The organism is Marinobacter profundi, from assembly GCF_002744715.1.
GTDB lineage: Bacteria > Pseudomonadota > Gammaproteobacteria > Pseudomonadales > Oleiphilaceae > Marinobacter > Marinobacter profundi.
This window is the reverse complement of sequence record NZ_KZ319375.1, coordinates 29,116-51,804: the sequence shown is the minus strand read 5'-3', so window position 1 is coordinate 51,804 and position 22,689 is coordinate 29,116. Positions and strand designations below refer to the sequence as shown.

Below are 22,689 nucleotides of genomic sequence, written 5' to 3'. Positions count from 1 at the left end.
ATGGCAGATATCCGAGTAATTGAAGGTGACTTTACCGAGTGCCGTGGCAACTATGCCGTGGTGGTTGGCCGGTTTAACGGATTCGTGGTGGAAAGCCTGCTGGAAGGCGCCATCGATACCCTGCGTCGTCATGGCATTGCCGACGCTGACATTACCATCGTACGGGTTCCGGGCGCCTACGAAATGCCGCTGGCGGTCAAGCGGGTGGCGGAAAGCGGAAACTACGACGCCATTATCGCGCTGGGCGCGGTGATTCGCGGCGGCACTCCGCACTTCGATTATGTGGCGGGTGAAGCTTCCAGTGGTCTGGGTGCCGTCAGTCTCGAAACCGACGTACCGGTTACCTTTGGCGTGCTGACTGTGGATTCCATTGAGCAGGCAATCGAGCGCTCCGGCACCAAGGCCGGCAACAAAGGGGCCGAAGCGGCCATCACCGCACTTGAAATGGTTAGCCTTTTCAGGAAGCTGGGTGAGTGATGACAGGACCTGAAGACAACGCCGGGCAACCGGAGAGCAGCCGTCCGACGGGCCAGCCGAAAGCCGGTGACCGTCGCCGCGCGCGGGCACTGGCCATGCAGGGGCTGTACCAGCGCCATTTCAGCAAGAGTGCGATCAGCGATATCGAAGCCGAGTTCATGGTTGATAATGACATGAGCAAGGTGGACATCGCCTATTTCCGCGATCTGCTGCGTGGCGTTCACCGCGAACAGGGCGAGCTGGACAAGCTGCTGGAGCCGTTCCTTGACCGTCCGATCAATGAAGTGGACGCCATCGAGCTGGCCATCGTGCGACTGGGTGCCTACGAGTTGAAGAACCGCATTGATGTGCCCTACAAGGTGGTCATCAATGAGGGCATCGAGATGGCCAAGAAATTTGGCGGCACCGAAGGTCACAAGTTCGTCAACAGCATTCTCGACAAGCTCAGCCGCCGGTTACGACTGGCGGAAACCCGCCCGCGCTGAGGCATGGGCGAGTTCGAGCTGATTGCCAGGTACTTCGAGCCCCTGTCCCGGGGGCGTCCATCGTCGTACCTGGTGCTTGGGCCGGGGGATGATTGTGCGATCCAGCGCGTCGATCCCGGCGCCGAGCTGGTTTTTTCCGTCGATACCCTGGTTGCCGGGGTACATTTCCCCGCCAGTTACGATCCCGAAAACCTTGGTTGGCGCAGTCTTGCCGTCGCGGCCAGTGACCTGGCGGCCATGGGCGCTGATCCCGTCTGCTTCACCCTCGCACTTACCCTGCCGGATATTGACGAAGCATGGTTGACCGGTTTCGCCCGCGGCCTGTCCCGGGCAGCAGATCGTTTCGGCTTGTTGCTTGCCGGTGGCGATACCACCCGCGGCCCGCTTACCCTCAGCCTGCAAGTGCATGGCACGGTACCCTCCGGCACGGCAATCCGGCGTTCCGGTGCCTGCCCCGGCGACCTGGTGTGCGTGTCCGGGACCCTGGGCGATGCCGGCGAAGCGCTACGCTGGCTGGATGTGAACCACCCGGGGCCGGACGAGGCGTTCGTCCTTGCCCGCTACCATCGCCCCCAGCCCCGGCTGGAGCTGGGGCGGGCGTTGCGAGGCTACGCCAGTGCCGCGATCGACATATCCGACGGCCTGCTGGCGGACCTTGGTCATATCCTCGATGCCTCCGGGGTTGGCGCCCGGCTGGAGCTGGAGCAGGTGCCGCTGTCGGACGCGCTGATGCGGCTGGCGGGTGAGAGTGCGGCAATGCGCGCGGTGGTGGCCGGAGACGATTATGAGCTCTGTGTTACCATGGCGCCGGAAACCTGGCAGATCCTGCCGCAAGCGTGCCGGAACCAGCTGACGGTTGTTGGGCGGATTACCGAGGAAAGCGGACTTCGGCTCTTCAGTCATGGGGCGGAGCTGCACCAGGCTGCCAGGGGATACGATCACTTTGGAGCCACCGAATGACCGATGCCGTACCTCCTCCGGAGCCAAGTACACCCCACGTAATCCTGCCGCCGGGCTTTCTGCGTAACCCGGTCCACCTGCTGGCGTTCGGGTTTGGCAGCGGCGCGGCCGCCCGGGCCCCGGGAACCTGGGGCAGCCTGGCGGCCATTCCGGTCTGGTTGACGTTTTTCTGGTTGCCGCCGGTAGCGTACTGGCTGGTAGTGTTGCTGGCATTCCTGGTCGGTATCTGGCTCTGCGGGCAAACGGCAAATGCCCTCAAGGTTCATGACCACGGTGGTATTGTCTGGGACGAGTTCGTGGGCATGTGGATTGCCCTCGGGATCTTTCCGGACCACGTTCAGGAAGTGCTCATGGCCTTTATCCTGTTCCGGTTTTTTGATGTCATCAAGCCCTGGCCAATCAGCTGGCTGGACAAACGTATGCCGGGCGGGCTGGGGATCATGGTAGATGACGTCGTCGCGGGCTTTATGGCGCTGGGCTGTCTTTACCTGCTGGAGCTCTGGGGTATGCCGGTGATGCTCTGACCCGGCATCAGGCTAGCCGCCGACGGGAGGTGCGGCTAGTGCAGTTTCTGGTCTTCCGGTAGCAGGCGGACGACATTCAGGAACCGGCGCAGACCGATTTCGGCCCGCTCTCTCGAGGCAAACGGACCACTGTCAAAGCCTTCCCGGGTGGTAAAGTACCACTTGCTCCCCACACAGAAGAACCGGTTGCTCCGGAACGGAACGCGCCCGTTCTCACCGACACGCTGTTCGATATCCATCAGGCCTCCTTGTGTGCGGTTGTCCCATGGATGTTGAGTAGGTGCTGCATCATTGCAGACCCATCTGATTAAAATTAAATCAATCCGGGTTTAAATCAACATTTTTTTACATTTTAGGCGCCAGCTGGTGAGTTGGATCACCGGTTGGGGGGTGAACAGGCTGGCAGGCCATTGTTGCGATTGCCGTCACCACTCGTCAGAATGCGGCTCTTGGGTAATGGAAGCATCTTTGCTGGGGACTACAGGAGAGTGAGATGACAGGAAAATCTTTCGGGAAACAAATGTGTTCGCTGACCGGGCTGCTGATGCTGCTCGTGGTTGCCACCGGCATGGCCGGCTGCAGTTCCTCCATGACGCGGGTCCAGACCTGGGAGGGCAAGCCGATGGACGCCTCCGGCGTTGCAGTGCTGGAGGCCCCGGGTGAGATTCAGGTGGCCGAAGTCAATGGCCGGTCGGTTACCAACTTCCTGATGGATGACCTGGCACTGGATTATGAATTGCTGCCGGGCAACAACCGGATTGTGTTCAGCTATAAAACCATCTGGGCCAAGTCTACCGTGGTCAAAAACGGTGAGTCCAAGGTTGCGACCGTAACCTCGGAGCCCCGGGTGGTTGATCTGGTTGCCCGTGCCGGCGAGACCTACCGCTTCCGCTTCGACAAACCGGCGTCCCGCGCCGAGGCCGAGGCCATGATGGCAGACTTCAGTGCCAGTATCGTCAGTGCCAGTGGGGCGGTTGTGGCAACGTCGAGTGTTTATACGGGACCTGAGCGTAGCGATGAGTTGCTGGCAGGGCCGGCTTCGGGCACTGCCACGTCGGCAGCCGCAGGAGATGTCGATACCCTGGAGACCATGAAGCTGCTTTGGCAGCGGGCCACTGCGGACGAGAAGCGCGAGTTCCTGCGCTGGGCGTTCGAGTAAGCTGACCCCAGGCGGCCGGGGTATCATTCCCGGCCGTCCTCATATTCCCGACTACACTAGGCCCGGAAGCGTTTCAGGGTCTTTTTCAGGATCCCTTCCATCACCGTGAGGGCATCGTCCATCAGCGTGGTGGGGTGGGGCTCAACCGCTTCCGGGTCGTCCTGGCCCGCGGGCAAATGGGTGACCGCCGCTTCGATGGCCGCCAGGCTGTCGCCAACCAGTTCTTCCAGGCTATCGCCATCCGGTACCACGTCAGGACACAGGGTAAAGTTGACCGTGAGACGGCCCTGATAGCTGACCGCCACAATCACCAGTCCCATGCTGTCGAACAGCGGTGCCGTATTGTACTGGCGGACCAGCTTTGCGCCCTGCAGGTACAGGGGTACCTGGGGGCCAGGTACATTGGTGATCGGGACATTAAAGACGGGCTGGTAGCGCTGGGCAATCTGCAACTCGGAATACAGCCGTGCCGACAGTGCCAGCATGGTTGACGGTACCAGCTCGGTCAGCCGGTCCGCAGCAATCGCTTCCTGGTAGGGCTCTGACGCGACCGCGTTCCAGTGGATCTTGCGGATCCGCCGGGCCGGATCCGGTTCGTCGGTGGCAAGATCGAGCAGCATGGCCGACATCTGGTTACCGGTAGCCCGCCGCAGGCTTTTCGAGCGCACCGAGACCGGGGTCATGGCGACCAGCGAGCGGCTGCTGTCGGTGTCGTGATTCATCATGTAGCGGCGCAGGGTTTCGGCGCACAGGCCCAGTACCACATCGTTGAGGGTTACCTCGCCTATGCTGGCCTTGATGGCCTTCAGGCGTGACAGCGCAACGGTGGCGGATACGATGCGCCGGTTGCCGGTGATCTGCCGGTTGAAGGGGCTGTGGGGGGCCGAAAACAGCGGGAAGGGCAGCGGCAGCTTCCGCAGTTGTTTGTGGATCAGACCGCGGGCGGTGGCCTCGGCTGCGCTGATCGCAAGCGACGTGACCTGCACCGGGGTGCGGATCAGATTGGCCCCGGCCTGCAGCATGACCCGCTCCTCGGACGGTTCCGGTCGCGGTTGCCAGGGTTTTGGTGCCAGGATGGGCCGCGGCTCCGGCGTATATTCCAGCAGCTTGCCGATGATCTCCTCACCGCTGAAGGCGTCGATCGCGGCGTGGTGCAGTTTCACGATCAGTGCAAAACCCGGGCTGTCCGGGTCGTCGTCGTGGTGAAAGCCGTCCACAAAGGTAATGTGCCACAACGGCCGGTCCCGCTTGAGGGGCTCCTCCAGAATCCGCGACGCGAGCCGGGACAGCTGATCAATCTTGCCGTGCTCACCCAGGTTCACGTAGGCGAGGTGGCGTTCGATACTGAAGTTGGCGTCATCAATCCAGTAGGGACGGCCCAGCCGCAGGGGGATTTCTTTCAGGCGCTGGCGAAACAGGGGAATGACGTGGAGGCGGCTACGCAGATAGGCGACAAAGGTGCTGAAGGGCAGCGGCTTGCTGCCGCGGGCATCGAACAGGTAGACGCCGCCGATGTGCATGGGAGCGGTTTCTGACTCCAGGTACAGAAACGACGCATCCAGTTCCGATAACTGCCGCATTAATGAACTCCCTTGCGTTTGAAATAGTGCCGTGCTGCCGCAGTATAGACGAAGCACTCCGGCCTTCGGTTGGCTGTGATGCCCGTGCCGGCCGGTCCGGGAAGGTAATGCTTCAGCAGCGCAGCCAGCGGGCGATCTCCGGTGACTGGCCGAGGCGTTCCCAGAACCACATCAGGGCTTTGCCCTGGTCTTCGGAATGACGGGCCAGGTGCAACATGATGGGCTGCCGCCGGTCATGGACCTCCTTGGCGATCAGCCGGCCATCCGCCAGTTGCTGGCGGATGCGGGCTTCGGGCAGCCAGCCGACGCCCAGGCCTGCCTCCTGGACCGCAATCTTCTGGTCGATATTGGAGACGGTCAGTGCCCGCTGGCGCTGGAAAATACCGGCGCTGCCCGGAGGCAGGGAGCGGGAGGTATCGGCGGCGACGGCGGCCGGGTAACGTGCGATATCGTCTTCGGTCAGCGGTTGTGTCAGGTCGGCCAGCGGATGCCCGGGGGCCACGGCATAGACAAAGTTCATCTCCCCCAAGGCCTGGGTGGCAAAGGCGCCGGCGGGCTTGCTGAACTGGTCGGCGCCGACCACAAGGTCGACGCGGCGGCTCTGCAGTGCGTCCCACGCGCCGGCGAACACCTCTTCCACCAGTTGGACCTCCACCGGAACCCCCAGGGCATAGAACTCGCGGACAGCGGGAAACAGCGCCTCCGCCGGAAGCAGGGAGTTAAACCCGATCCTCAGCCGTGTTTCCCAGCCTTGGGCCACCTGGCGCGTAGTGTGGGCGAGTGCTTCGGCAGCCTGCAGCAGGGCCCGGCCTTCCTCCAGCAGGTAGCGGCCGGCGGGCGTAAGCACAGCACGGTGACCGCTGCGGTCGAAGACTTCCACATCAAGGTCTTCCTCGAGCTTCTGAACCGTATAGCTGATGGCCGACGGTACCCGGAACAGCTCGCCGGCAGCGCCGGCAAAGCTACCTTTGCGATCAATGGCATCCAGTACTTTCAGGGCATCAATAGTGATGGCGTTATGCATGTTCGAATTATCTGAGGTTGTTGGCCAGAAATGCTTGTTTGAGAGGGTAGCAGGATGGCGGGTATTCTTCCCCTCTAAAGATAGCGGAGGCAACACGATGGGCCTGTTAATTGACGGCAAATGGCACGACAAGTGGTACGACACGGATAAGACCGGTGGCAAATTCGAGCGGGAAGCGGCCCGCTTTCGCAACTGGGTGACGGCCGACGGTGCGCCGGGGCCGGCTGGTGAAGGTGGTTTCGCCGCGGAATCCGGTCGCTATCACCTCTATGTTTCCATGGCGTGCCCCTGGGCGCATCGCACGCTGATCGTGCGTCAGCTGAAAGGGCTGGGGCCGCATATTCCGGTATCGGTGGTGCACCCGGACATGGTGGAACACGGTTGGGAGTTCCGTCCCGATGACCAACAGCATCAGGACCGGCTGCATGACTTCCGCTTTCTGCATCAGCTATATACCCGGGCGGCGCCCGGGTACACCGGGCGGGTCACCGTGCCGGTGCTTTGGGACACGGCAAAGCAGACCATTGCCAGTAACGAATCCGCCGACATTATCCGCATGTTCAACTCGGCGTTCGATGGCCTCGAGGGGGTGAGGGCGGAGCTGGATTTCTATCCGGAGTCACTGCGGGGCGAGATTGACGAGGTAAACCAGCGGGTTTACGACACCGTCAACAACGGTGTCTATAAGGCCGGTTTTGCCACCGATCAGGAGGTGTACGAGCAGGCCTTTGGTGCCCTGTTCGATTCGCTGGACTGGCTGGAAGAGCGGCTCTCGCGGCAGCGATACCTGGTGGGGGCGCAGCTCACCGAAGCGGACTGGCGGCTGTTTACTACCCTGATTCGCTTTGATGCCGTGTATTTCAGCCACTTCAAGTGTAACCGGCAGCGCATCAGTGACTACCCGGTTCTGTCGGCCTACCTGCGTGACTTGTACCAGGTGCCCGGCGTGGCAGAGACGGTGGATATCGGCCAGATCAAGCGGCATTACTATGTCAGCCAGCGCACCATCAACCCGACCCAGATTGTGCCGGTGGGACCGCAACTGGACTTCCGCACGCCCCACGGTCGTGAGCGCCTGCAATAAGGTGGCGACGCGCCGGGGCATGGCGCCCCGGACCTGGTGTGGCTGGGCCGGTTAGCTGACCCGGGCTACGGCAACCTCGGTCAGCAGCTCCAGGGAATCCTTCTGGGCTGACGGTGCCAGAGTGTCGAGGCAGGCACGGGCCAGATCGGCCTGTTGCCGGGCCTTTGCCATGGTATATTCGATCGCGCCAGACCGTTCGACAATCTCCAGGACCTTCGGCAGCTCATCCAGCCCGCCTTTGCGGATCGCTTGACGGATCAGCTGGCGTTCTTCGTCGCTGCCGTAGGCCATTGCGTGGATCAGTGGCAGTGTCGTCTTGCCTTCTGCCAGGTCGTCACCGACATTCTTGCCCATGGCCTCGGCATCACCCTGGTAATCGAGCACATCGTCCACCAGCTGGAACGCCAGCCCCAGATGTTTGCCGTAGTCCCTGAGCGCCCGTTCCCGGGCCTTATCGGCGCCTGCCAGCAGTGCACCGGTGTGGGAGGCGGCCTCGAACAGCATCGCGGTCTTGTTGTGGATGACCGTCATGTACTGATCTTCGGTCAGATCCGGGTTTTTTATGTTCATCAGCTGCATCACCTCGCCCTCCGCAATTACCGCGGTGGCGCGGGACAGCACCTCCATGATCGGCAGGCTTTTCAGCTCCACCATCATCTCGAAGGCGCGGGCGTAGAGGAAATCACCTACCAGGACGCTCGGCGCATTGCCCCAGCGTGCGTTCGCCGTACTGCGACCCCGGCGCATGTCCGAGGTGTCGACCACGTCGTCATGGAGCAGAGTGGCGGTATGCAGGAACTCGATGACGGCGGCCAGCTTGAGGTGATCGTCGCCGGTGAAGCCTGCGGCCCGGCTGGACAGCAAAACCAACAAGGGTCTGAGTCGCTTGCCACCGCTTTCAATAATGTAGTGGGCAATCTTTTCCACCAGGGGGACGTCGGAGGCGAGCCGCTTGATGATCAGGTCGTTAACGCGGCTGAAGTCATCGGCCACGGTGTCGTAGATACGCTGGGCTGTCATGGGGCTGGTCTGGTCCCTTGCTGGTGATTGCGTTGATGCCTTGTCGGTACTTTTGTTGGAACTTTGTCGGTACTTTTGTCGATACGTTCGTAGATAATACTGGCAGGTCGCGGCAATGCTAGGTATTGCCGCAGACAGTGTCAACTTGCCGGCAACAGACTTGTATTGCATGGCCGGTTTTCGTACAATCACGCGCCCAACTCATCCCAACCTGCGCTCCCTGCTATAGGGTTGCCGAAGCGCTTCCCTTAGAACCAGGTGGATAAGAGCAGGGATGGGTCAATCGCGGAGAGCATGAATGTACGCAGTTATCGTAAGCGGTGGTAAGCAGCACCGTGTGAAAGAAGGCGAAACCCTGAAGCTGGAAAAGCTGGAAGTGGAAACCGGTGGCAAGATCGAGTTCGATCGTGTTCTGCTGGTTGCTGACGGCGACAAGGTTCAGGTTGGTGCACCGGTTGTTGAAGGTGCCACAGTGACTGCGGAAGTGGTCAGCCACGGTCGTCACGACAAGGTTCAGATCATCAAGTTCCGTCGTCGTAAGCACCACATGAAGCGTCAGGGCCACCGTCAGTGGTTCACTGAAGTCAAGATCACGGGTATCAAGGGCTAAGTCCCTCGGTTAACCCCCGCAACACAGGAGGCTAGCAATGGCTCATAAAAAGGCAGCAGGTAGTACCCGTAACGGTCGCGATTCAGAGTCGAAACGACTTGGTGTGAAGCGCTACGGCGGTGAAACTGTCACTGCAGGCAGCATCATCATCCGTCAGCGCGGTACCCGTTTCCACCCTGGTGAAAACGTCGGTCTGGGCAAGGACCACACGCTGTTTGCAACCGCAAACGGCCAGGTCAAGTTCGAGACCAAGGGTCCGCAGAACCGCAAGTTTGTGAGCATCGTTCCAGCTGCGTAAGCAGCGGCGATCTCAGGTTCTGTCGAACCGGGGGTGGCCCTGATATGATCAGGTATCAGAGCCATCCGGAGCCCCGCAAAGCTTCCATGAGGCTGCGGGGCTTTTTTAGTTTGGGGTGAGTCAAAAATTACCCGATATTTGCGTTACCAAAGGCATTCCGGAATATGAAATTCGTAGACGAAGCCACCATCATCGTGGAAGCCGGAAAGGGCGGCCACGGCTGCCTGAGTTTCCGGCGGGAAAAATATGTCCCCAAAGGCGGTCCCGATGGCGGTGACGGCGGGGACGGCGGGTCGGTATACCTGGAGGCCGACAGCGCGCTCAATACGCTGATCGATTACCGCTTCCAGCGTCGTTTCAAGGCCCAGAACGGTGAGCCCGGTGCCGGTCGTAACTGTACCGGCAACAAGGGCGAAGACCTGGTGTTGCCGGTGCCGGTGGGTACGACCGTGGTCGACATGGACACCCATGAAGTGCTCGGTGACCTGACCCACGCCGGTGATCGCCTCAAGGTGGCCCAGGCCGGCTTCCATGGTCTTGGAAACACCCGCTTCAAATCTTCGATAAACCGGGCGCCACGGCAGACCAGTAAGGGGTCCGATGGCGAGCTGCGCAACCTGCGCCTTGAGCTCAAGGTGCTGGCGGATGTAGGTCTGCTGGGTATGCCCAACGCCGGCAAGTCCACCTTCATTCGCGCGGTTTCGGCAGCGCGCCCGAAAGTCGCAGACTACCCCTTTACCACGCTGGTTCCGAACCTCGGGGTGGTCAGTGTGCAGGCGCATCAGAGCTTTGTGATTGCCGATATTCCGGGGCTGATCGAAGGCGCTGCCGAAGGTGCCGGCTTGGGAATTCGTTTCCTCAAGCACCTGGTGCGAACCCGCCTGTTATTGCATCTGGTGGATGTGGCGCCTTTTGACGGTTCCTCTCCGGCCCAGAATGTACGAGCTATCGAACACGAGCTGGAAAAATTCAGCGAAACCCTGGCCGATCGTGAGCGCTGGCTGGTGCTGAACAAGGTGGATATGGTGCCCGAGCCCGATCGGGACGCCCATTGTCAGGCCATCGTTGACGAGCTGGGCTGGCAGGGCCCGGTGTTCCGGATCTCCGCGCTCAGCGGCGAAGGTGCCAAGCCGTTGGTGCAGGCGGTGATGCGGTGGATCGAGGAGCAGGCCGAAGAAGAGGCCCAGAATCCCGAGGTGGCCGAGCGTGAGGCGGCCCGTCGCCGGCGTATGGATGAAGAGGCCCGCGCCCGTATCGAGGCTGAGCGCCAGGCTCGCCGTGCCGCCCGCGCTGCGGACGACGACGATGATGACGATTTTGACGACGACGATTACGACGTCGAGGTAGTTTACGCGCCCGAGTGATAATCAAGAGCACCCTGAATCATCATGAGTGAACGCTCCCAGCTGCGCCAGGCCCGTCGCCTGGTGGTAAAAATCGGTAGTGCCCTGCTGACCAACGATGGCAAGGGCCTGGATGTCGCTGCCCTCGGGCTCTGGGTTGACCAGATTGCCGAGCTTATCGAGAACGGCGTTGAGGTGGTAATCGTGTCATCCGGGTCGGTGGCCGAAGGTATGAGTCGGCTCGGCTGGACCAGTCGGCCGGAGCAACTCCACGAGTTGCAGGCTGCCGCAGCCGTTGGCCAGATGGGGCTGGTGCAGACCTGGGAGGCGCAATTCAAGCGCCACCGGATTCATACTGCCCAGATCTTGCTGACCCACGATGACCTGTCTGACCGTAAGCGCTACCTCAACGGCCGAAGCACCCTGCGGGCGTTGCTGGATTTTGGCGTGGTTCCCATCGTCAATGAAAACGACACCGTGGTTACCGATGAGATCCGTTTCGGTGACAACGACACCCTTGGCGCCCTGGTGGCCAATCTGATCGAGGCCGATGGCCTGATCATTCTCACCGACCAGCTCGGCCTGTTCGACAAGGACCCGCGCAAGCATGACGATGCTCGCTTGGTCACCGAGCGCAAGGCCGGTGATCATGAGCTTGACGCCATGGCTGGCGGCGGCGCGGGAGCCCTCGGGCGTGGTGGTATGCAGACCAAGCTCCGTGCAGCTCGCCTGGCTGCCCGGTCTGGCGCCTTCACGGTGATCGTGGGTGGGCGCATTGAAGGGGTTATTACCCGCCTGCGCGAAGGTGATCAGATCGGCACCCTGTTGCTGCCCGAACAGGGCCGTACGGCCGCCCGCAAGCAGTGGCTGGCCAGTCATCTGCAGACCCGTGGCCAGCTCATCATCGACGACGGTGCGGTGCGGGTGCTTTGCCTCGGTGGCCGCAGCCTGCTGCCGGTGGGGATCAAAAGCGTCTCCGGCCAGTTCCGCCGGGGCGAGATGGTGTCCTGTGTCGACCAGCACGGCAAGGAAGTCGCCCGGGGGCTGGTCAACTACGATGCGGACGAGGCGCGCGCCATTGCCGGCCGGCCCAGCAATCGCATTGCCGAGCTGCTTGGCTATATCTCCGGCGAGGAGATGATCCACCGCGATAACCTGGTTATTGTCTGACCGCCGGGCCTCCGAAGGGATGGGGGCGTGCGGTTGCATTGCAGGGCCTGCGGGTTGTTTTCCGGGCCCTGATGGTCGGGGTGTTGTCGCAGTTCCCGGACCTGAATTCCTGCACCAATTTGAGACATAAAAAAACCGGCTCGAAGCCGGTTTTTTCAACGCTGAAGGAAAGCCGCTTACGCGCTCTTCAGGGCCTTGATCTTGGCATTCAGACGGCTCTTGTGACGAGCAATCTTGTTCTTGGAGAAGATGCCTTTGTTGACCATGCTGTCCAGAATCGGCTGGGCAGTCTGCAGGGCAGCCTGTGCTTCTTCGTAGTTGCCGGCTTCGATCTTGGCCTGGACCTTCTTCATGTAAGTACGAGCCATGGAACGCAGGCTGGCATTGTGCTTGCGGTTCTTCTCGTTCTGACGTGCGCGCTTCTTGGCTTGTGGGGAATTTGCCACCGTAAAACTCCTGAAAACAAAATTCGTTGCTGAATCGATTCGTTAAAATCGCGGGCGCGCCAAAACCAGCGCGTCGAAATAAATGACGCGGAACTATGCCGCCAACGGCTCAAAATGTCAAGGGCGAATGCCATTTCATCCCGCATTGGCAAAGGGCTGTGGTAAACTCGCCGCCACCCGAATAACCGACCAGGCCAGGCATGTCAGCGGAACCGGAAAAAACCAGCGGAAACAGCGAACTTCCCAAGGCGCCAGGCCTCCTCAGGTCGTCCGGTGTGGTCGGGGTCATGACCATGTTGTCGCGGGTGCTGGGGCTGGTCCGGGACATGGTCATCGCCCGTTATTTCGGCGCGGGTGCCGGTGCCGATGCCTTCTTTGTCGCGTTCAAGATACCCAACTTCCTGCGCCGGTTGTTTGCCGAAGGTGCCTTCTCCCAGGCTTTCGTGCCGGTGCTGTCGTCGTACCGGGAACAGCAATCCGTGGACGAGGTCCGCGGCCTGGTCAATGCGGTTGCCGGGTCGCTGGGGCTGGTGCTGCTGGGCGTTACCCTGGTGGCCATGCTGGGAGCTCCCTTGCTGACGGCGGTGTTTGCGCCGGGCTTCCTGGGGGATGACCTCAAGTTTGCGCTGGCCAGCGATATGCTGCGGATTACCTTTCCGTATCTGCTGCTGATTTCCCTGACCGCCTTTGCCGGCGGCATTCTCAACAGTTATGACCGGTTCGCAATTCCGGCATTTACCCCGGTGCTGCTTAACCTGGCGATGATCGGTGCGGCGATTTTCCTTACACCGCTGATGGACACGCCGGTCATGGCGCTTGCCTGGGGGGTGTTTATTGCCGGTGCCCTGCAGCTGTTCTTCCAGTTACCGTTCCTTATGCGCCTGGGGCTGTTGCCGCGACCGCGGGTGGATTATCGCCACGAGGGGGTGCGCCGCATCCTCAAGCTGATGGTGCCGGCGTTGTTTGGCGTCTCGGTAAGCCAGATCAACCTGTTGCTGGATACCGTGCTGGCATCGTTTCTGCAAACCGGCAGCGTGTCATGGCTGTATTATTCCGACCGGTTGTCGGAGTTGCCACTTGGCGTCTTCGGTATTGCCATTGCCACAGTGATTCTGCCCAGCCTGTCCCGCAAACATGCGGCAGCGTCCGCAGACCAGTTCGCGGCAACCCTGGACTGGGCCGTCAGGGCGGTGCTGCTGATCGGGGTGCCGGCGGCTATTGCGCTGGGGTTGCTGGCAGAGCCGCTGATTGCAACCCTGTTCCATTACGGCGAGGTGACAGACCGGGACGTTGCCATGTCGGCCCAGAGTCTGCGGGCGTACTCGGCGGGTCTGCTGGCGTTCATGCTGATCAAGGTGCTGGCACCGGGCTTCTTCGCCCGTGAGGATACCTCAACTCCGGTAAAGATCGGCATTATCGCGATGATAGCCAACATGGTCTTTAACCTGGCGCTGATCTTCCCGCTGGCCCACGCCGGGCTGGCGCTGGCGACCTCGTTATCGGCCTGGCTGAACGCCTGGCTGTTGTGGCGTGGCCTACGTAAAGAAGGCGCCTGGCAGAGTCAGAGCGGCTGGCCGCGATTTTTGGCGCAGCTGGTGTTTGCGAATGCAACCCTGGTGGCGATCATCCTTTATCTGCAACCTCCCGTTGGCCAGTGGCTGACTGCCGGCGGCCTGCAACGGTCGGCAGACATGGCCCTGCTGGTGGCAGCCGGGGTCGGTGGTTACTTCGTCGCGCTGGCCCTCGCGGGCGTCCGGGTAAGACATTTCCGCCAGAGGTAGGTTATAATCGCGCGTTTTCTCACCAGTGTATCCTCCAGCAGCGATCCAGGATGCTGCGGCCGCAACGACACAGCGGCGGAATACGCTGAAAGCAACGCTGGCAAAAAAGGTTCGCATTGCATGCGTCTGATCCGGGGTCTGACCAACCTGAACATACTGTCTCAACGTAACGATTCACCCCTCGCCAGCGGGTGTGTTGCCACCATTGGTAACTTTGATGGGGTTCATCTCGGCCATCAGGCCATCATCCGCCAGGTGACCGGCAAGGCCCGGGAGCTGGGTGTGCCTTCGGTGGTGATGATTTTTGAGCCCCAGCCGCAGGAGTTTTTCCGGGGTGCCGAAGCGCCACCGCGGCTGACCGCCTTTCGCCAGAAATTTGAAGCCCTGCTTGCTGCCGGTATCGATATGGTGCTTTGCCTGCGTTTTAACGAGCGCTTCCGCAGTTATTCCGCGATGGGGTTTGTGGAGGACATTCTGGTCAAGGGGCTGAAGGTCCGTCATCTGGTGGTCGGCGATGATTTCCGCTTCGGGTGCGACCGGGCCGGCGAATTTGCCCTGCTGGAGAAGGTGGGCCCGGACTGCGGTTTCACCGTGGAGAATACCCGCACCGTGACGGTAGCCGGTGAGCGGGTAAGCAGTACCCGGATTCGCGGGCTGCTCGACGTGAATCATCTCGAGCAAGCCGAAGCCTTGCTGGGTCATCCGTACCGTATTCGTGGCCGGGTGGTCTATGGTCGCCAGCTGGGCCGGGAGCTCGGTGCGCCAACCGCCAATATCCTGTTGCGCCAGATGCCGGCGCTGCAGGGGGTGTATGTGGTCAGCGCGACGCTGGCCGATGGCCGGGAGCTCGACGGTGTTGCCAACATTGGCCTGCGGCCGACGGTGGACGGCAAGCAGCCGGCCCTGGAAGTGCACCTGTTCGACTTTACTGGCAAACTCTATGGCCAGCATATAGATGTAGTATTTCGGCACGGGCTGCGGGATGAGATCCGTTTCGAGTCTGTGACGGCCCTGAAACACCAGATCGCCCGGGATTTCGAGAATGCCCGCGGATGGATTGCTGAACATGGCTCCGTAGCCACCAAACACTGACCGACGAACGAGCATATGAGCGACTACAAGCACACTCTGAATCTGCCTGAAACCGCCTTCCCCATGCGCGGTAACCTGGCCAAGCGCGAGCCGGAAATGCTCCAGCGCTGGCAGGATATGGATGTCTACGGCAACCTGCGCAAGCAGCGTGACGGCCGCGACAAGTTCATCCTTCACGATGGCCCTCCCTACGCCAACGGCAGCATTCACATCGGTCACGCGGTCAACAAGATCCTCAAGGACATGATCGTCAAGTCCCGCAGCTTCATGGGGTATGACGCCCCCTATGTGCCCGGCTGGGACTGTCACGGATTGCCCATCGAACACAAGGTCGAGCAGGAAATCGGCAAGGCCGGGGTAAAGGTCGACTACAAGACGTTCCGCCAGGCCTGCCGTGACTACGCCACCAGGCAGATCGCCGGTCAGAAGGCCGACTTTATCCGTCTCGGGGTAATGGGGGACTGGGACAAGCCGTACCTCACCATGGATCCGAAGGTAGAGGCGGGCATCGTTCGGGCACTCGGCAAGATTGTTGCCAAGGGGCACCTGGTGCGGGGTTACAAGCCGGTTTACTGGAGCGTGGTGGGGCAGTCCGCCCTGGCTGAGGCCGAGGTGGAATACCAGGACAAGACCTCTACCCAGATTGACGTGCGCTTCACCGTGGTTGACCAGGACAAGGCCCTGAACCTGTTCGGCACCGATCAGGGAGAGGGCGATGTATCGGTGGTGATCTGGACCACCACCCCCTGGACCATTCCGGCCAACCAGGCGGTATCCCTGGGGGCGGATCTGGACTATGCCCTGGTGCAGGTGGATGCCGGCCAGGGCGCGGAGCGGCTCATCCTGGCCGCTGAGATGGTCGACGGCATCATGGCCCGCTGGGGTGTGACACAGTACGAGGTGCTGGCCACGGTTTCCGGCGCGTCACTGGAAAGGCTGCCGCTACACCACCCGATCTACGACAAGCAGGTACCGGTGATTCTCGGTGACCATGTGTCCACCGACGCCGGTACCGGCGCGGTTCACACTGCCCCTGATCACGGTATGGAAGACTTTGAGGTGGGCCGCGCCTACGGCATCGGCACCATCAACCTGGTGCAGGCGGACGGCACCTACACCAGTGCCGCCGGCGAGTTTGCCGGCGTCCATGTCTACAAGGCAGATGAGCCGGTGTGCGCGGCACTGGAGCGGGAAGGCAAGCTGGTCCGCGCTGAAAAGTTCCGCCACAGCTACCCCCACTGCTGGCGAACCAAGACTCCGCTGATCTATCGGGCCACCCCGCAGTGGTTCATCAGCATGGACAAACTCAACCTGCGTGCCGATGCCCTGGAGGCCATCAAGGGCGTGCGCTGGGTGCCGGCCTGGGGCCAGAATCGCATCGAGGCGATGTTCCAGCAGTCTCCGGACTGGTGTATCTCCCGTCAGCGTACCTGGGGTGTGCCGATCACCTTGCTGATTCACAAGGAAACCCAGGAGCTGCACCCGGACACCCAGGGCATCATCGAGAAAGTCGCCCGGGCGGTGGAAACTGGTGGCATTGATGCTTGGTATGAGATCGACACTGCCGAGCTGATCGGCGACGATGCCGAGCACTACGAAAAAGTGCTGGACACCCTGGACGTGTGGTTTGATTCCGGGGTAACCCACGACTCCGTGTTGCGTGTACGCGACGAGCTGGGCCAGTTCCCGGCCGACATGTACCTGGAAGGTTCCGACCAGCATCGCGGCTGGTTCCAGTCATCCCTGAAGACCTCCATCGCGATGAACGGCGTGGCGCCATACCGCCAGGTGCTGACCCACGGTTTCACAGTGGACGGCAACGGCCGCAAGATGTCCAAGTCCCTGGGCAACGTGATTGCGCCCCAGGAGGTGATGAACGAGCTGGGTGCCGATATTCTGCGACTGTGGGTTTCCGCGACGGACTACAGTGGCGAGATGACCGTATCCAAGGATATCCTGCGCCAGACCGCCGACGGCTACCGCCGGATCCGTAACACCGCCCGTTTCCTGCTCAGTAACCTCACCGGGTTCGAGCCGGAGCAGCACATGGTGGCGCCGGAGGACATGATTGCCCTTGATCGCTGGATGGTAGACCGCGCCCTGCAACTGCAGAACGAGCTCAACGAGGATTACCAGAACTACGCCTTCCTGCGGATCTATCAGAAGGTGTACAACTTCTGCGAAGCCACCCTGGGCGGCTTCTACCTCGATATCATCAAGGACCGTCAGTACACCACCCAGGCGGACAGCTTGCCGCGGCGCTCCTGCCAGACCGCGCTCTACCATGTCGCCGAAGCCCTGGTGCGCTGGGTTGCTCCGATCCTCAGCTTTACCGCCGATGAAATCTGGCAACACCTGCCGGGCAAGCGGGGCGAAACGGTATTCTATGAGACCTGGTACGAAGGTCTGACGGCGTTGCCGGAAGACGCCGAGTTGGGTCGTGACTACTGGCGCGAAATCTACGGCGTGAAAGAAGCCGTCAACAAGTGCCTGGAAGAGGCCCGCGCCCGCGGTGAGATCAAAGGCTCGCTGAGTGCCGAGGTGACCCTGTACTGCGAGGGCGAACTGGCGGGCAAGCTCAAGCATCTGGGCGAGGAGCTGCGTTTCGTACTGATTACCTCGGAAGCCACCGTCAAGCCGGTCGCGGAAGCCGATGGCGCCGAACAGACCTCCTTCGAAGGTCTGCTGGTGAAGGTAACGCCGACCAGCCACGCCAAGTGCGAGCGCTGCTGGCACCACCGCGAGGATGTTGGCCAGAACGCCCTGCACAGCGACCTGTGTGGCCGCTGCGTGACCAACGTGGACGGGCAGGGTGAAGCCCGCTCGTTTGCCTGATGGAAGCGGTTATGACGGATGAAGATACCGGGTCCAAGCTGAAGTGGCTGTGGCTCGCCGTTCTGGTCATCGTGGTGGACCTGGGCACCAAGGCCCTGGCCACCGCCTTGCTGACCTACGCCAACCCGGTACCGGTGGTGCCGATGTTCAACCTCACGCTGCTACACAATACCGGCGCCGCATTCAGCTTCCTGGCGGGGGCTGATGGCTGGCAGCGCTGGTTCTTCGTCACCCTGGCGCTGGTGGTCAGTGTGGTGCTGGTGTACTGGCTGCGCTCCCTGAAGCGCAGTGAAACCTGGACCGCCATTGCCATCGTACTGATTCTGGGCGGGGCTCTCGGTAACGTGTATGACCGGGTGGTTCACGGCTATGTGGTGGATTTCCTGCATTTTTACTGGCAGGACTGGCACTTCCCCGCCTTCAATGTGGCCGACATCGCGATTACCGTGGGTGCCGGCATGATGATTCTCGATATGTTCCGCAAACCCTCTGACGAGGCGGCGGACGGGAGTAAGTAACGCTGATGAACGAACTGCCTGTAGATAAAGGGACCCGGGTAACCCTGCACTTTGCCCTCAAGTTTTCCGACGGTGAGGTGATCGACTCTACCTTCGAGAAGGAGCCGGCGACCCTGGAAATCGGTGACGACAACCTGCCGGAAAACTTCGAGGCGTACCTGATGGGCATGACCGCCGGTCAGCGCAACAGCTTTGAAGTGCCACCGGAGAAGGGCTTTGGCCAGCACAACCCGAACAACGTGCAGACCTTCAAGCGTCACGAGTTCAGTGCGGACATGGTGCTGGAGCCAGGCGTCATGATCTCCTTCGCGGACGCGCGCCAGCAGGAGCTGCCCGGGGTGGTTCGCCGTGTCGAGGGCGATGAAGTTGAGGTGGACTTCAACCATCCGCTGGCGGGGCGTACACTGACCTTTGAAGTGGAAATCATCGATGTGGAGCCGGCAGGTCCGGCCCACTGATCACCCACGACCACTGACCGGTGGCGGCCTGCTGGCGGCCCCGGACTGAACCATCGGGACATCACCATGCAGATCCGACTCGCCAACCCCCGCGGCTTCTGTGCCGGCGTTGACCGGGCCATCGAGATTGTAAACCGGGCACTGGATGTGTTCGGTGCCCCCATCTACGTGCGTCACGAAGTCGTCCATAACAAATTTGTGGTGGACAACCTGCGTAACCGCGGCGCCATCTTCGTGGACGAACTGGACGAAGTGCCGGACGACAAGCTGGTGATCTTCAGCGCCCACGGCGTTTCCCAGGCCGTACAGAACGAAGCGGCGCGCCGTGGCCTGAAAGTGTTTGATGCCACTTGCCCGCTGGTGACCAAGGTCCACATGGAAGTGATGCGCTACAGCCGTGACGGCCACGAGTGCATCCTGATCGGTCACCACGGCCACCCGGAAGTGGAAGGCACTATGGGACAGTACGACCACAGTAACGGTGGTGATATCTACCTGGTGGAAAATGAAGACGACGTGGCCCGGCTGGTGGTGAAAGATCCGGCCCGGCTGTCCTTTGTGACCCAGACCACGCTGTCGATGGACGACACCGCCCGGGTCATCGATGCCCTGCGGGCCCGCTTCCCCGAGATCCAGGGCCCCCGCAAGGACGACATCTGCTACGCCACCCAGAACCGCCAGGATGCCGTCAAGCAGCTGGCCGGAGACTGCGACCTGATGCTGGTGGTGGGCTCGCCGAACAGCTCCAACTCCAACCGCCTGCGGGAGCTGGCCGAGCGCATGGGCACCCCGGCTTACCTGATTGACGAGGCTTCGCAGATCGACCCGCAATGGCTGGAAGGCTGCAAGGCGGTCGGCGTCACCGCCGGCGCATCCGCCCCGGAAGTGCTGGTGAACGAAGTCATCCGCCGCCTGCAGGAACTCGGTGGTGACGCCCCCCAGGAAATCGCCGGCCGTGAGGAGAACATCGTCTTCTCCATGCCCCGCGAGCTTCGCATCAATACGGTCGAGGTCTCCTGACCTCGGCCGCTTGTGACCCGCATCACGTCCTCCCGTCCCGACTTACCGCTCATCCCCGCAAAAAAACCGTTTATCGACAGACAGTAGCCCCCTTGATGGACGTTGTTTAATCTTCCGATACGTCAGAATGGAAGTGGACTATGTCTGGAATATCCGAAATATCTGCAATGCGTGAGCTGCGTGAACTGTGTGAACTGCATAAAAAGGTCCGGAGTTCGGGGTTTACGTTGATTGAGTTAATGGTTGTTTTGGCGTTGGTCGCAATTGTTGCGTCATTCGCCGTGCCATCATTCAGCACCATTATCGCCAACGGCCGGATCGCTTCGTCCTCGAATGATGTCGTGGGTGTACTCAACTATGCGCGTGCCGAGGCGGTGAAGCGGGGGCGGATTGTGCGGGTCTCGCCGGTCAGCGGCGCTGACTGGACGTCCGGCGCGGTGGCCTGGGTTGATGAAAACGATGACGGTGCCCGCCAGGCCACTGAAATTCTTCGTCAGACCAGTGCAGTACCGGGCGCCGTGACATTGACGGCAACCGCCAACGTTGCGTTTACCGGAGGCGGATTCTCGTCAACCACGCCAACCCTGACTATCTGCGACGATCGCAGTGGCGAGCGCGGTCGCGAAGTCACAATAACCGCTGGCGGCAGGATTCGTGCGGAGGACATAACATGTACGTGATGGGTTCATCTCGGGTGGGGCGGAACAGAAAACAGCAAGGCTTCACCATGATCGAAGTGCTGGTGGCACTGATTATCCTCGCAATTGGGCTATTGGGCGTGGCTGGCGTTCAGGCGCTGTCGCTCAAGCAGACGGCAAACTCCAATATCCGATCACTGGTCACCATGTATGCCTACGACCTTTCCGAGCGGATGAGGGCAGAGCCAGGTCATTTCGCGGATTATGAAAAAGCGGCAGCTGCCACCTGTAATAACTGCGCGGATGATCTTGCCAGTTGGCACACTGCAGTTGTCACTGATATCCCCACAGCAACAACGGCGGTTGATGTAACAACCAATGCCAACCTGACGACTGCAGAAATTACCATCAGCTGGGCTGAGCGGGATCTCTACAACGACGCTGCGGCTCAAAGTTATACATTGTTTGTGAGGTTACGATAATGAGGGGAATCATCAGGCAAACAGGCCTCTCAATCATAGAGCTTATGGTGGCCATTACCCTTGGGCTCATTCTCACCGCCGGTCTGGTTCAGATTTTCAGTGGCAACCAGCGCAGTTTCACAGTGGCAGAAGCCAACATGCGCGTGCAGGAAACCGGACGGATGACGGTCGAGTTCCTGAATCGCGCCGTCCGCAATGCCGATTACTGGGGTTGTATTCCCCGGGACAATGTCGGCAACAAGCTTGACCCGACGGGTACCGGCTACAGTACCGACCTTCATGAATTCGAAGATGGCTTCCAGGCCTATCAGAGTGATGGGACGGTCGGTATTGCAGGTACCGACGTGATGGTTCTCCGAGGCGTTGGGGGGGCGGGTGATGTCTCGATTGAAGATGAGATGCCCAATTCCTCCGCAAACCTCGATGTGAACACGACGGAGGGAATTCATGAAGGAGACATTCTGCTGATCAGTGACTGCATCGCCGGTGATATCTTTCAGGTTACGGCTGAGCCGACTACCTCAAACAAGATTCAGCATAACGGCGGTAACAAGCAGGAGCCAGGCAACGCCAAGACCCGCGATGGCGTGCTTGTGGTAGTCGATAACAATTGCCCGGGAGATGCCGCCAACTGCCTTTCCAAGCAATATGACGGTGACGCCCAGATTTTTAAACCCTATTTTTACCAATATTACCTCGATATTGTTGACGGCCGCCGTGCACTGTATCGAAAGGACGGATTGAAGGCCCCGGTAGAAATCATGGATGGCGTGTGGGATTTCCAGATGAGGGTTGGTATTGATCCTGGCCTAACCACCGGTGAGGCCTCCCAGTGGGTTGATATCAACAGCACAACAGCACTGTCGTCGGCCGCAGCGTCTGAGGTGGTGGCCGTGCAGATCTCGATGCTGGTTCGTTCGCCCCAGGACCGGGTAGCTGATGCGGCCATGGCGGTTTGCTATCCGTCCTGGAGTGATTGCAGTGGTGGCCCGAACTTCAACGTTGCGACACAAATCGATGCTGACTCACGGCACCTTTACCGGGTCTATACCGCTACTTCAACCATTCGTAACCGGGTTCTGAAGGTGGAGCAGAATGAAAGCTGATTGCGGAATTTCGATGAATCGCCAGCGTGGCGCGGTATTGCTGACCAGTCTCCTGATTCTTCTGGTCCTGACTCTGCTGGCAATTTCCAGCATGCAGAATACCGCAATGCAGGAACGTATGGTGCAAGCCCAGCGTGAGGGCTACATGGCTATGGAAGGCGCGGAACTGGCGCTACGTGAGGCCGAGCAGGCGATTGATAGCCTGGCAAGTCCCGCCAACCTGGGTAACCTGCCGGGCTTCTATGAGTCGGGAACCGCTCCGAGGGGGACGTCCCTGTTTGACGACAATTTGTGGTCCGATAACACATTATCGGTTGCCGTGACGGTTCCAACGGTTAATGGCAGTACTCTGTTTCCGGAGGCACCGCGTTACATCGTGGAATATGTTGGTGACGCGTCGGTCAGTGTGGGTAACCAGGCCGCAGACGTGAATGTAACCAACTACACCCATGAAACGGGTGCGGCGGTGGCAAAAGCGTTTCGAATTGTGGCTCGCGGAACCGGTGCAACCGGGGACAGTGAGCGGATGCTTGAAGAATATTACCGGCGCGACTTCTGACGCCAGCCCGGAGGATAAAT

25 protein-coding genes and 1 pseudogene are annotated in these 22,689 nt (G+C 60.6%); 21 read left to right on the top strand and 5 right to left on the bottom strand.

From position 1 onward, the window contains the following. The 4 genes from ribH to CLH61_RS15475 are packed head-to-tail and all read left to right on the top strand — an operon-like array spanning nt 1 to nt 2,446. Nucleotides 1–477: a 6,7-dimethyl-8-ribityllumazine synthase gene (gene ribH, locus CLH61_RS15490; RefSeq protein ID WP_099615677.1), complete on the top strand. Its 477-nt coding sequence runs from the start codon at nt 1–3 to the stop codon at nt 475–477. Continuing rightward, on the top strand, nt 477–962 hold the full coding sequence (nusB, locus tag CLH61_RS15485) for a transcription antitermination factor NusB (protein ID WP_099615676.1): 486 nt from the start codon (nt 477–479) through the stop codon (nt 960–962). The genes ribH and nusB overlap by 1 nt, the downstream gene beginning before the upstream one ends. Nucleotides 963–965: 3 nt before the next feature. After that, nucleotides 966–1,922, top strand: a complete 957-nt coding sequence (gene thiL, locus CLH61_RS15480) for a thiamine-phosphate kinase (RefSeq protein WP_099615675.1) — start codon at nt 966–968, stop codon at nt 1,920–1,922. Then, nucleotides 1,919–2,446, top strand: a complete 528-nt coding sequence (locus CLH61_RS15475) for a phosphatidylglycerophosphatase A family protein (RefSeq protein ID WP_099615674.1) — start codon at nt 1,919–1,921, stop codon at nt 2,444–2,446. The genes thiL and CLH61_RS15475 overlap by 4 nt, the downstream gene beginning before the upstream one ends. A 35-nt stretch (nt 2,447–2,481) precedes the next feature. Here CLH61_RS15475 and CLH61_RS15470 read toward each other — a convergent pair whose 3' ends face one another. Further along, nucleotides 2,482–2,685 carry a DUF6316 family protein gene (locus tag CLH61_RS15470; RefSeq protein ID WP_099615673.1) on the bottom strand — a complete coding sequence of 68 codons (204 nt, stop codon included), beginning with the start codon at nt 2,683–2,685 and terminating at the stop codon, nt 2,482–2,484. 254 nt (nt 2,686–2,939) lie between these two features. On the opposite strand from CLH61_RS15470, the gene CLH61_RS15465 reads away from it, so the two are divergent. Further along, complete coding sequence (locus tag CLH61_RS15465) at nt 2,940–3,605, top strand: DUF2057 family protein (RefSeq protein WP_228152670.1); 666 nt, start codon at nt 2,940–2,942, stop codon at nt 3,603–3,605. Between the two features lie 56 nt (nt 3,606–3,661). Here the strand turns inward: CLH61_RS15465 and CLH61_RS15460 are convergent, their stop codons facing one another. Beyond that, nucleotides 3,662–5,185, bottom strand: a complete 1,524-nt coding sequence (locus CLH61_RS15460; RefSeq protein ID WP_099615671.1) for a WS/DGAT/MGAT family O-acyltransferase — start codon at nt 5,183–5,185, stop codon at nt 3,662–3,664. Nucleotides 5,186–5,297: 112 nt separating this feature from the next. After that, a complete protein-coding gene (locus CLH61_RS15455; RefSeq protein WP_099615670.1) occupies nt 5,298–6,209 on the bottom strand; it encodes a LysR family transcriptional regulator in 912 nt (303 codons plus the stop codon). A 97-nt stretch (nt 6,210–6,306) separates the two neighbouring features. On the opposite strand from CLH61_RS15455, the gene CLH61_RS15450 reads away from it, so the two are divergent. Continuing rightward, nucleotides 6,307–7,293 carry a glutathione S-transferase family protein gene (locus tag CLH61_RS15450; RefSeq protein ID WP_099615669.1) on the top strand — a complete coding sequence of 329 codons (987 nt, stop codon included), beginning with the start codon at nt 6,307–6,309 and terminating at the stop codon, nt 7,291–7,293. Nucleotides 7,294–7,344: 51 nt separating this feature from the next. Here the strand turns inward: CLH61_RS15450 and ispB are convergent, their stop codons facing one another. After that, nucleotides 7,345–8,313 (bottom strand): octaprenyl diphosphate synthase, encoded by a 969-nt coding sequence (ispB, locus tag CLH61_RS15445; protein ID WP_099615668.1) that lies wholly within the window; start codon nt 8,311–8,313, stop codon nt 7,345–7,347. Between the two features lie 298 nt (nt 8,314–8,611). On the opposite strand from ispB, the gene rplU reads away from it, so the two are divergent. The 4 genes from rplU (at nt 8,612) to proB (ending at nt 11,734) form a co-directional block, all read left to right on the top strand. Continuing rightward, on the top strand, nt 8,612–8,923 hold the full coding sequence (rplU, locus tag CLH61_RS15440) for a 50S ribosomal protein L21 (RefSeq protein WP_099615667.1): 312 nt from the start codon (nt 8,612–8,614) through the stop codon (nt 8,921–8,923). Nucleotides 8,924–8,960: 37 nt separating this feature from the next. Further along, nucleotides 8,961–9,221, top strand: coding sequence for a 50S ribosomal protein L27 (gene rpmA / locus CLH61_RS15435; protein ID WP_099615666.1), 261 nt, complete (start codon nt 8,961–8,963; stop codon nt 9,219–9,221). A 164-nt stretch (nt 9,222–9,385) separates the two neighbouring features. Continuing rightward, nucleotides 9,386–10,585 (top strand): Obg family GTPase CgtA, encoded by a 1,200-nt coding sequence (gene cgtA / locus CLH61_RS15430; RefSeq protein WP_099615665.1) that lies wholly within the window; start codon nt 9,386–9,388, stop codon nt 10,583–10,585. Between the two features lie 24 nt (nt 10,586–10,609). Further along, the gene (proB, locus tag CLH61_RS15425) at nt 10,610–11,734 is read left to right on the top strand and encodes a glutamate 5-kinase (protein ID WP_099615664.1); all 1,125 of its coding nucleotides are present in this window, start codon (nt 10,610–10,612) and stop codon (nt 11,732–11,734) included. Nucleotides 11,735–11,910: 176 nt separating this feature from the next. On the opposite strand, the gene rpsT is transcribed toward proB, so the two are convergent. Beyond that, nucleotides 11,911–12,180, bottom strand: a complete 270-nt coding sequence (rpsT, locus tag CLH61_RS15420; protein WP_099615663.1) for a 30S ribosomal protein S20 — start codon at nt 12,178–12,180, stop codon at nt 11,911–11,913. Between the two features lie 200 nt (nt 12,181–12,380). Here rpsT and murJ point away from each other — a divergent pair, with 200 nt between their 5' ends. From murJ to CLH61_RS15370, 11 genes and pseudogenes are all read left to right on the top strand, one after another. Continuing rightward, the gene (murJ, locus tag CLH61_RS15415) at nt 12,381–13,961 is read left to right on the top strand and encodes a murein biosynthesis integral membrane protein MurJ (protein WP_099615662.1); all 1,581 of its coding nucleotides are present in this window, start codon (nt 12,381–12,383) and stop codon (nt 13,959–13,961) included. A 120-nt stretch (nt 13,962–14,081) separates the two neighbouring features. Further along, on the top strand, nt 14,082–15,053 hold the full coding sequence (gene ribF, locus CLH61_RS15410; RefSeq protein WP_099615661.1) for a bifunctional riboflavin kinase/FAD synthetase: 972 nt from the start codon (nt 14,082–14,084) through the stop codon (nt 15,051–15,053). A gap of 15 nt (nt 15,054–15,068) precedes the next feature. Then, nucleotides 15,069–17,888, top strand: coding sequence for an isoleucine--tRNA ligase (ileS, locus tag CLH61_RS15405; RefSeq protein ID WP_099615660.1), 2,820 nt, complete (start codon nt 15,069–15,071; stop codon nt 17,886–17,888). Between the two features lie 11 nt (nt 17,889–17,899). Next, nucleotides 17,900–18,406 carry a signal peptidase II gene (gene lspA / locus CLH61_RS15400; protein WP_228152669.1) on the top strand — a complete coding sequence of 169 codons (507 nt, stop codon included), beginning with the start codon at nt 17,900–17,902 and terminating at the stop codon, nt 18,404–18,406. A gap of 5 nt (nt 18,407–18,411) precedes the next feature. Beyond that, nucleotides 18,412–18,864, top strand: coding sequence for an FKBP-type peptidyl-prolyl cis-trans isomerase (gene fkpB / locus CLH61_RS15395; RefSeq protein ID WP_099615658.1), 453 nt, complete (start codon nt 18,412–18,414; stop codon nt 18,862–18,864). 66 nt (nt 18,865–18,930) lie between these two features. Next, complete coding sequence (gene ispH / locus CLH61_RS15390) at nt 18,931–19,884, top strand: 4-hydroxy-3-methylbut-2-enyl diphosphate reductase (protein ID WP_099615657.1); 954 nt, start codon at nt 18,931–18,933, stop codon at nt 19,882–19,884. Nucleotides 19,885–20,024: 140 nt separating this feature from the next. After that, nucleotides 20,025–20,162 (top strand): annotated as a pseudogene (locus CLH61_RS18685) (type IV pilin protein); the annotation flags it as partial. 3 nt (nt 20,163–20,165) lie between these two features. Then, on the top strand, nt 20,166–20,564 hold the full coding sequence (locus tag CLH61_RS15385; RefSeq protein ID WP_265734794.1) for a GspH/FimT family protein: 399 nt from the start codon (nt 20,166–20,168) through the stop codon (nt 20,562–20,564). Beyond that, on the top strand, nt 20,555–21,004 hold the full coding sequence (pilV, locus tag CLH61_RS15380; RefSeq protein WP_099615655.1) for a type IV pilus modification protein PilV: 450 nt from the start codon (nt 20,555–20,557) through the stop codon (nt 21,002–21,004). Before CLH61_RS15385 ends, pilV begins: the two co-directional genes overlap by 10 nt. Continuing rightward, entirely contained in the window at nt 21,004–22,110 is a 1,107-nt protein-coding gene (locus CLH61_RS15375; RefSeq protein WP_099615654.1) for a PilW family protein, read from the top strand. The genes pilV and CLH61_RS15375 overlap by 1 nt, the downstream gene beginning before the upstream one ends. Continuing rightward, the gene (locus CLH61_RS15370) at nt 22,100–22,669 is read left to right on the top strand and encodes a pilus assembly PilX family protein (RefSeq protein ID WP_099615653.1); all 570 of its coding nucleotides are present in this window, start codon (nt 22,100–22,102) and stop codon (nt 22,667–22,669) included. The genes CLH61_RS15375 and CLH61_RS15370 overlap by 11 nt, the downstream gene beginning before the upstream one ends. Nucleotides 22,670–22,689: the final 20 nt, after the last annotated feature.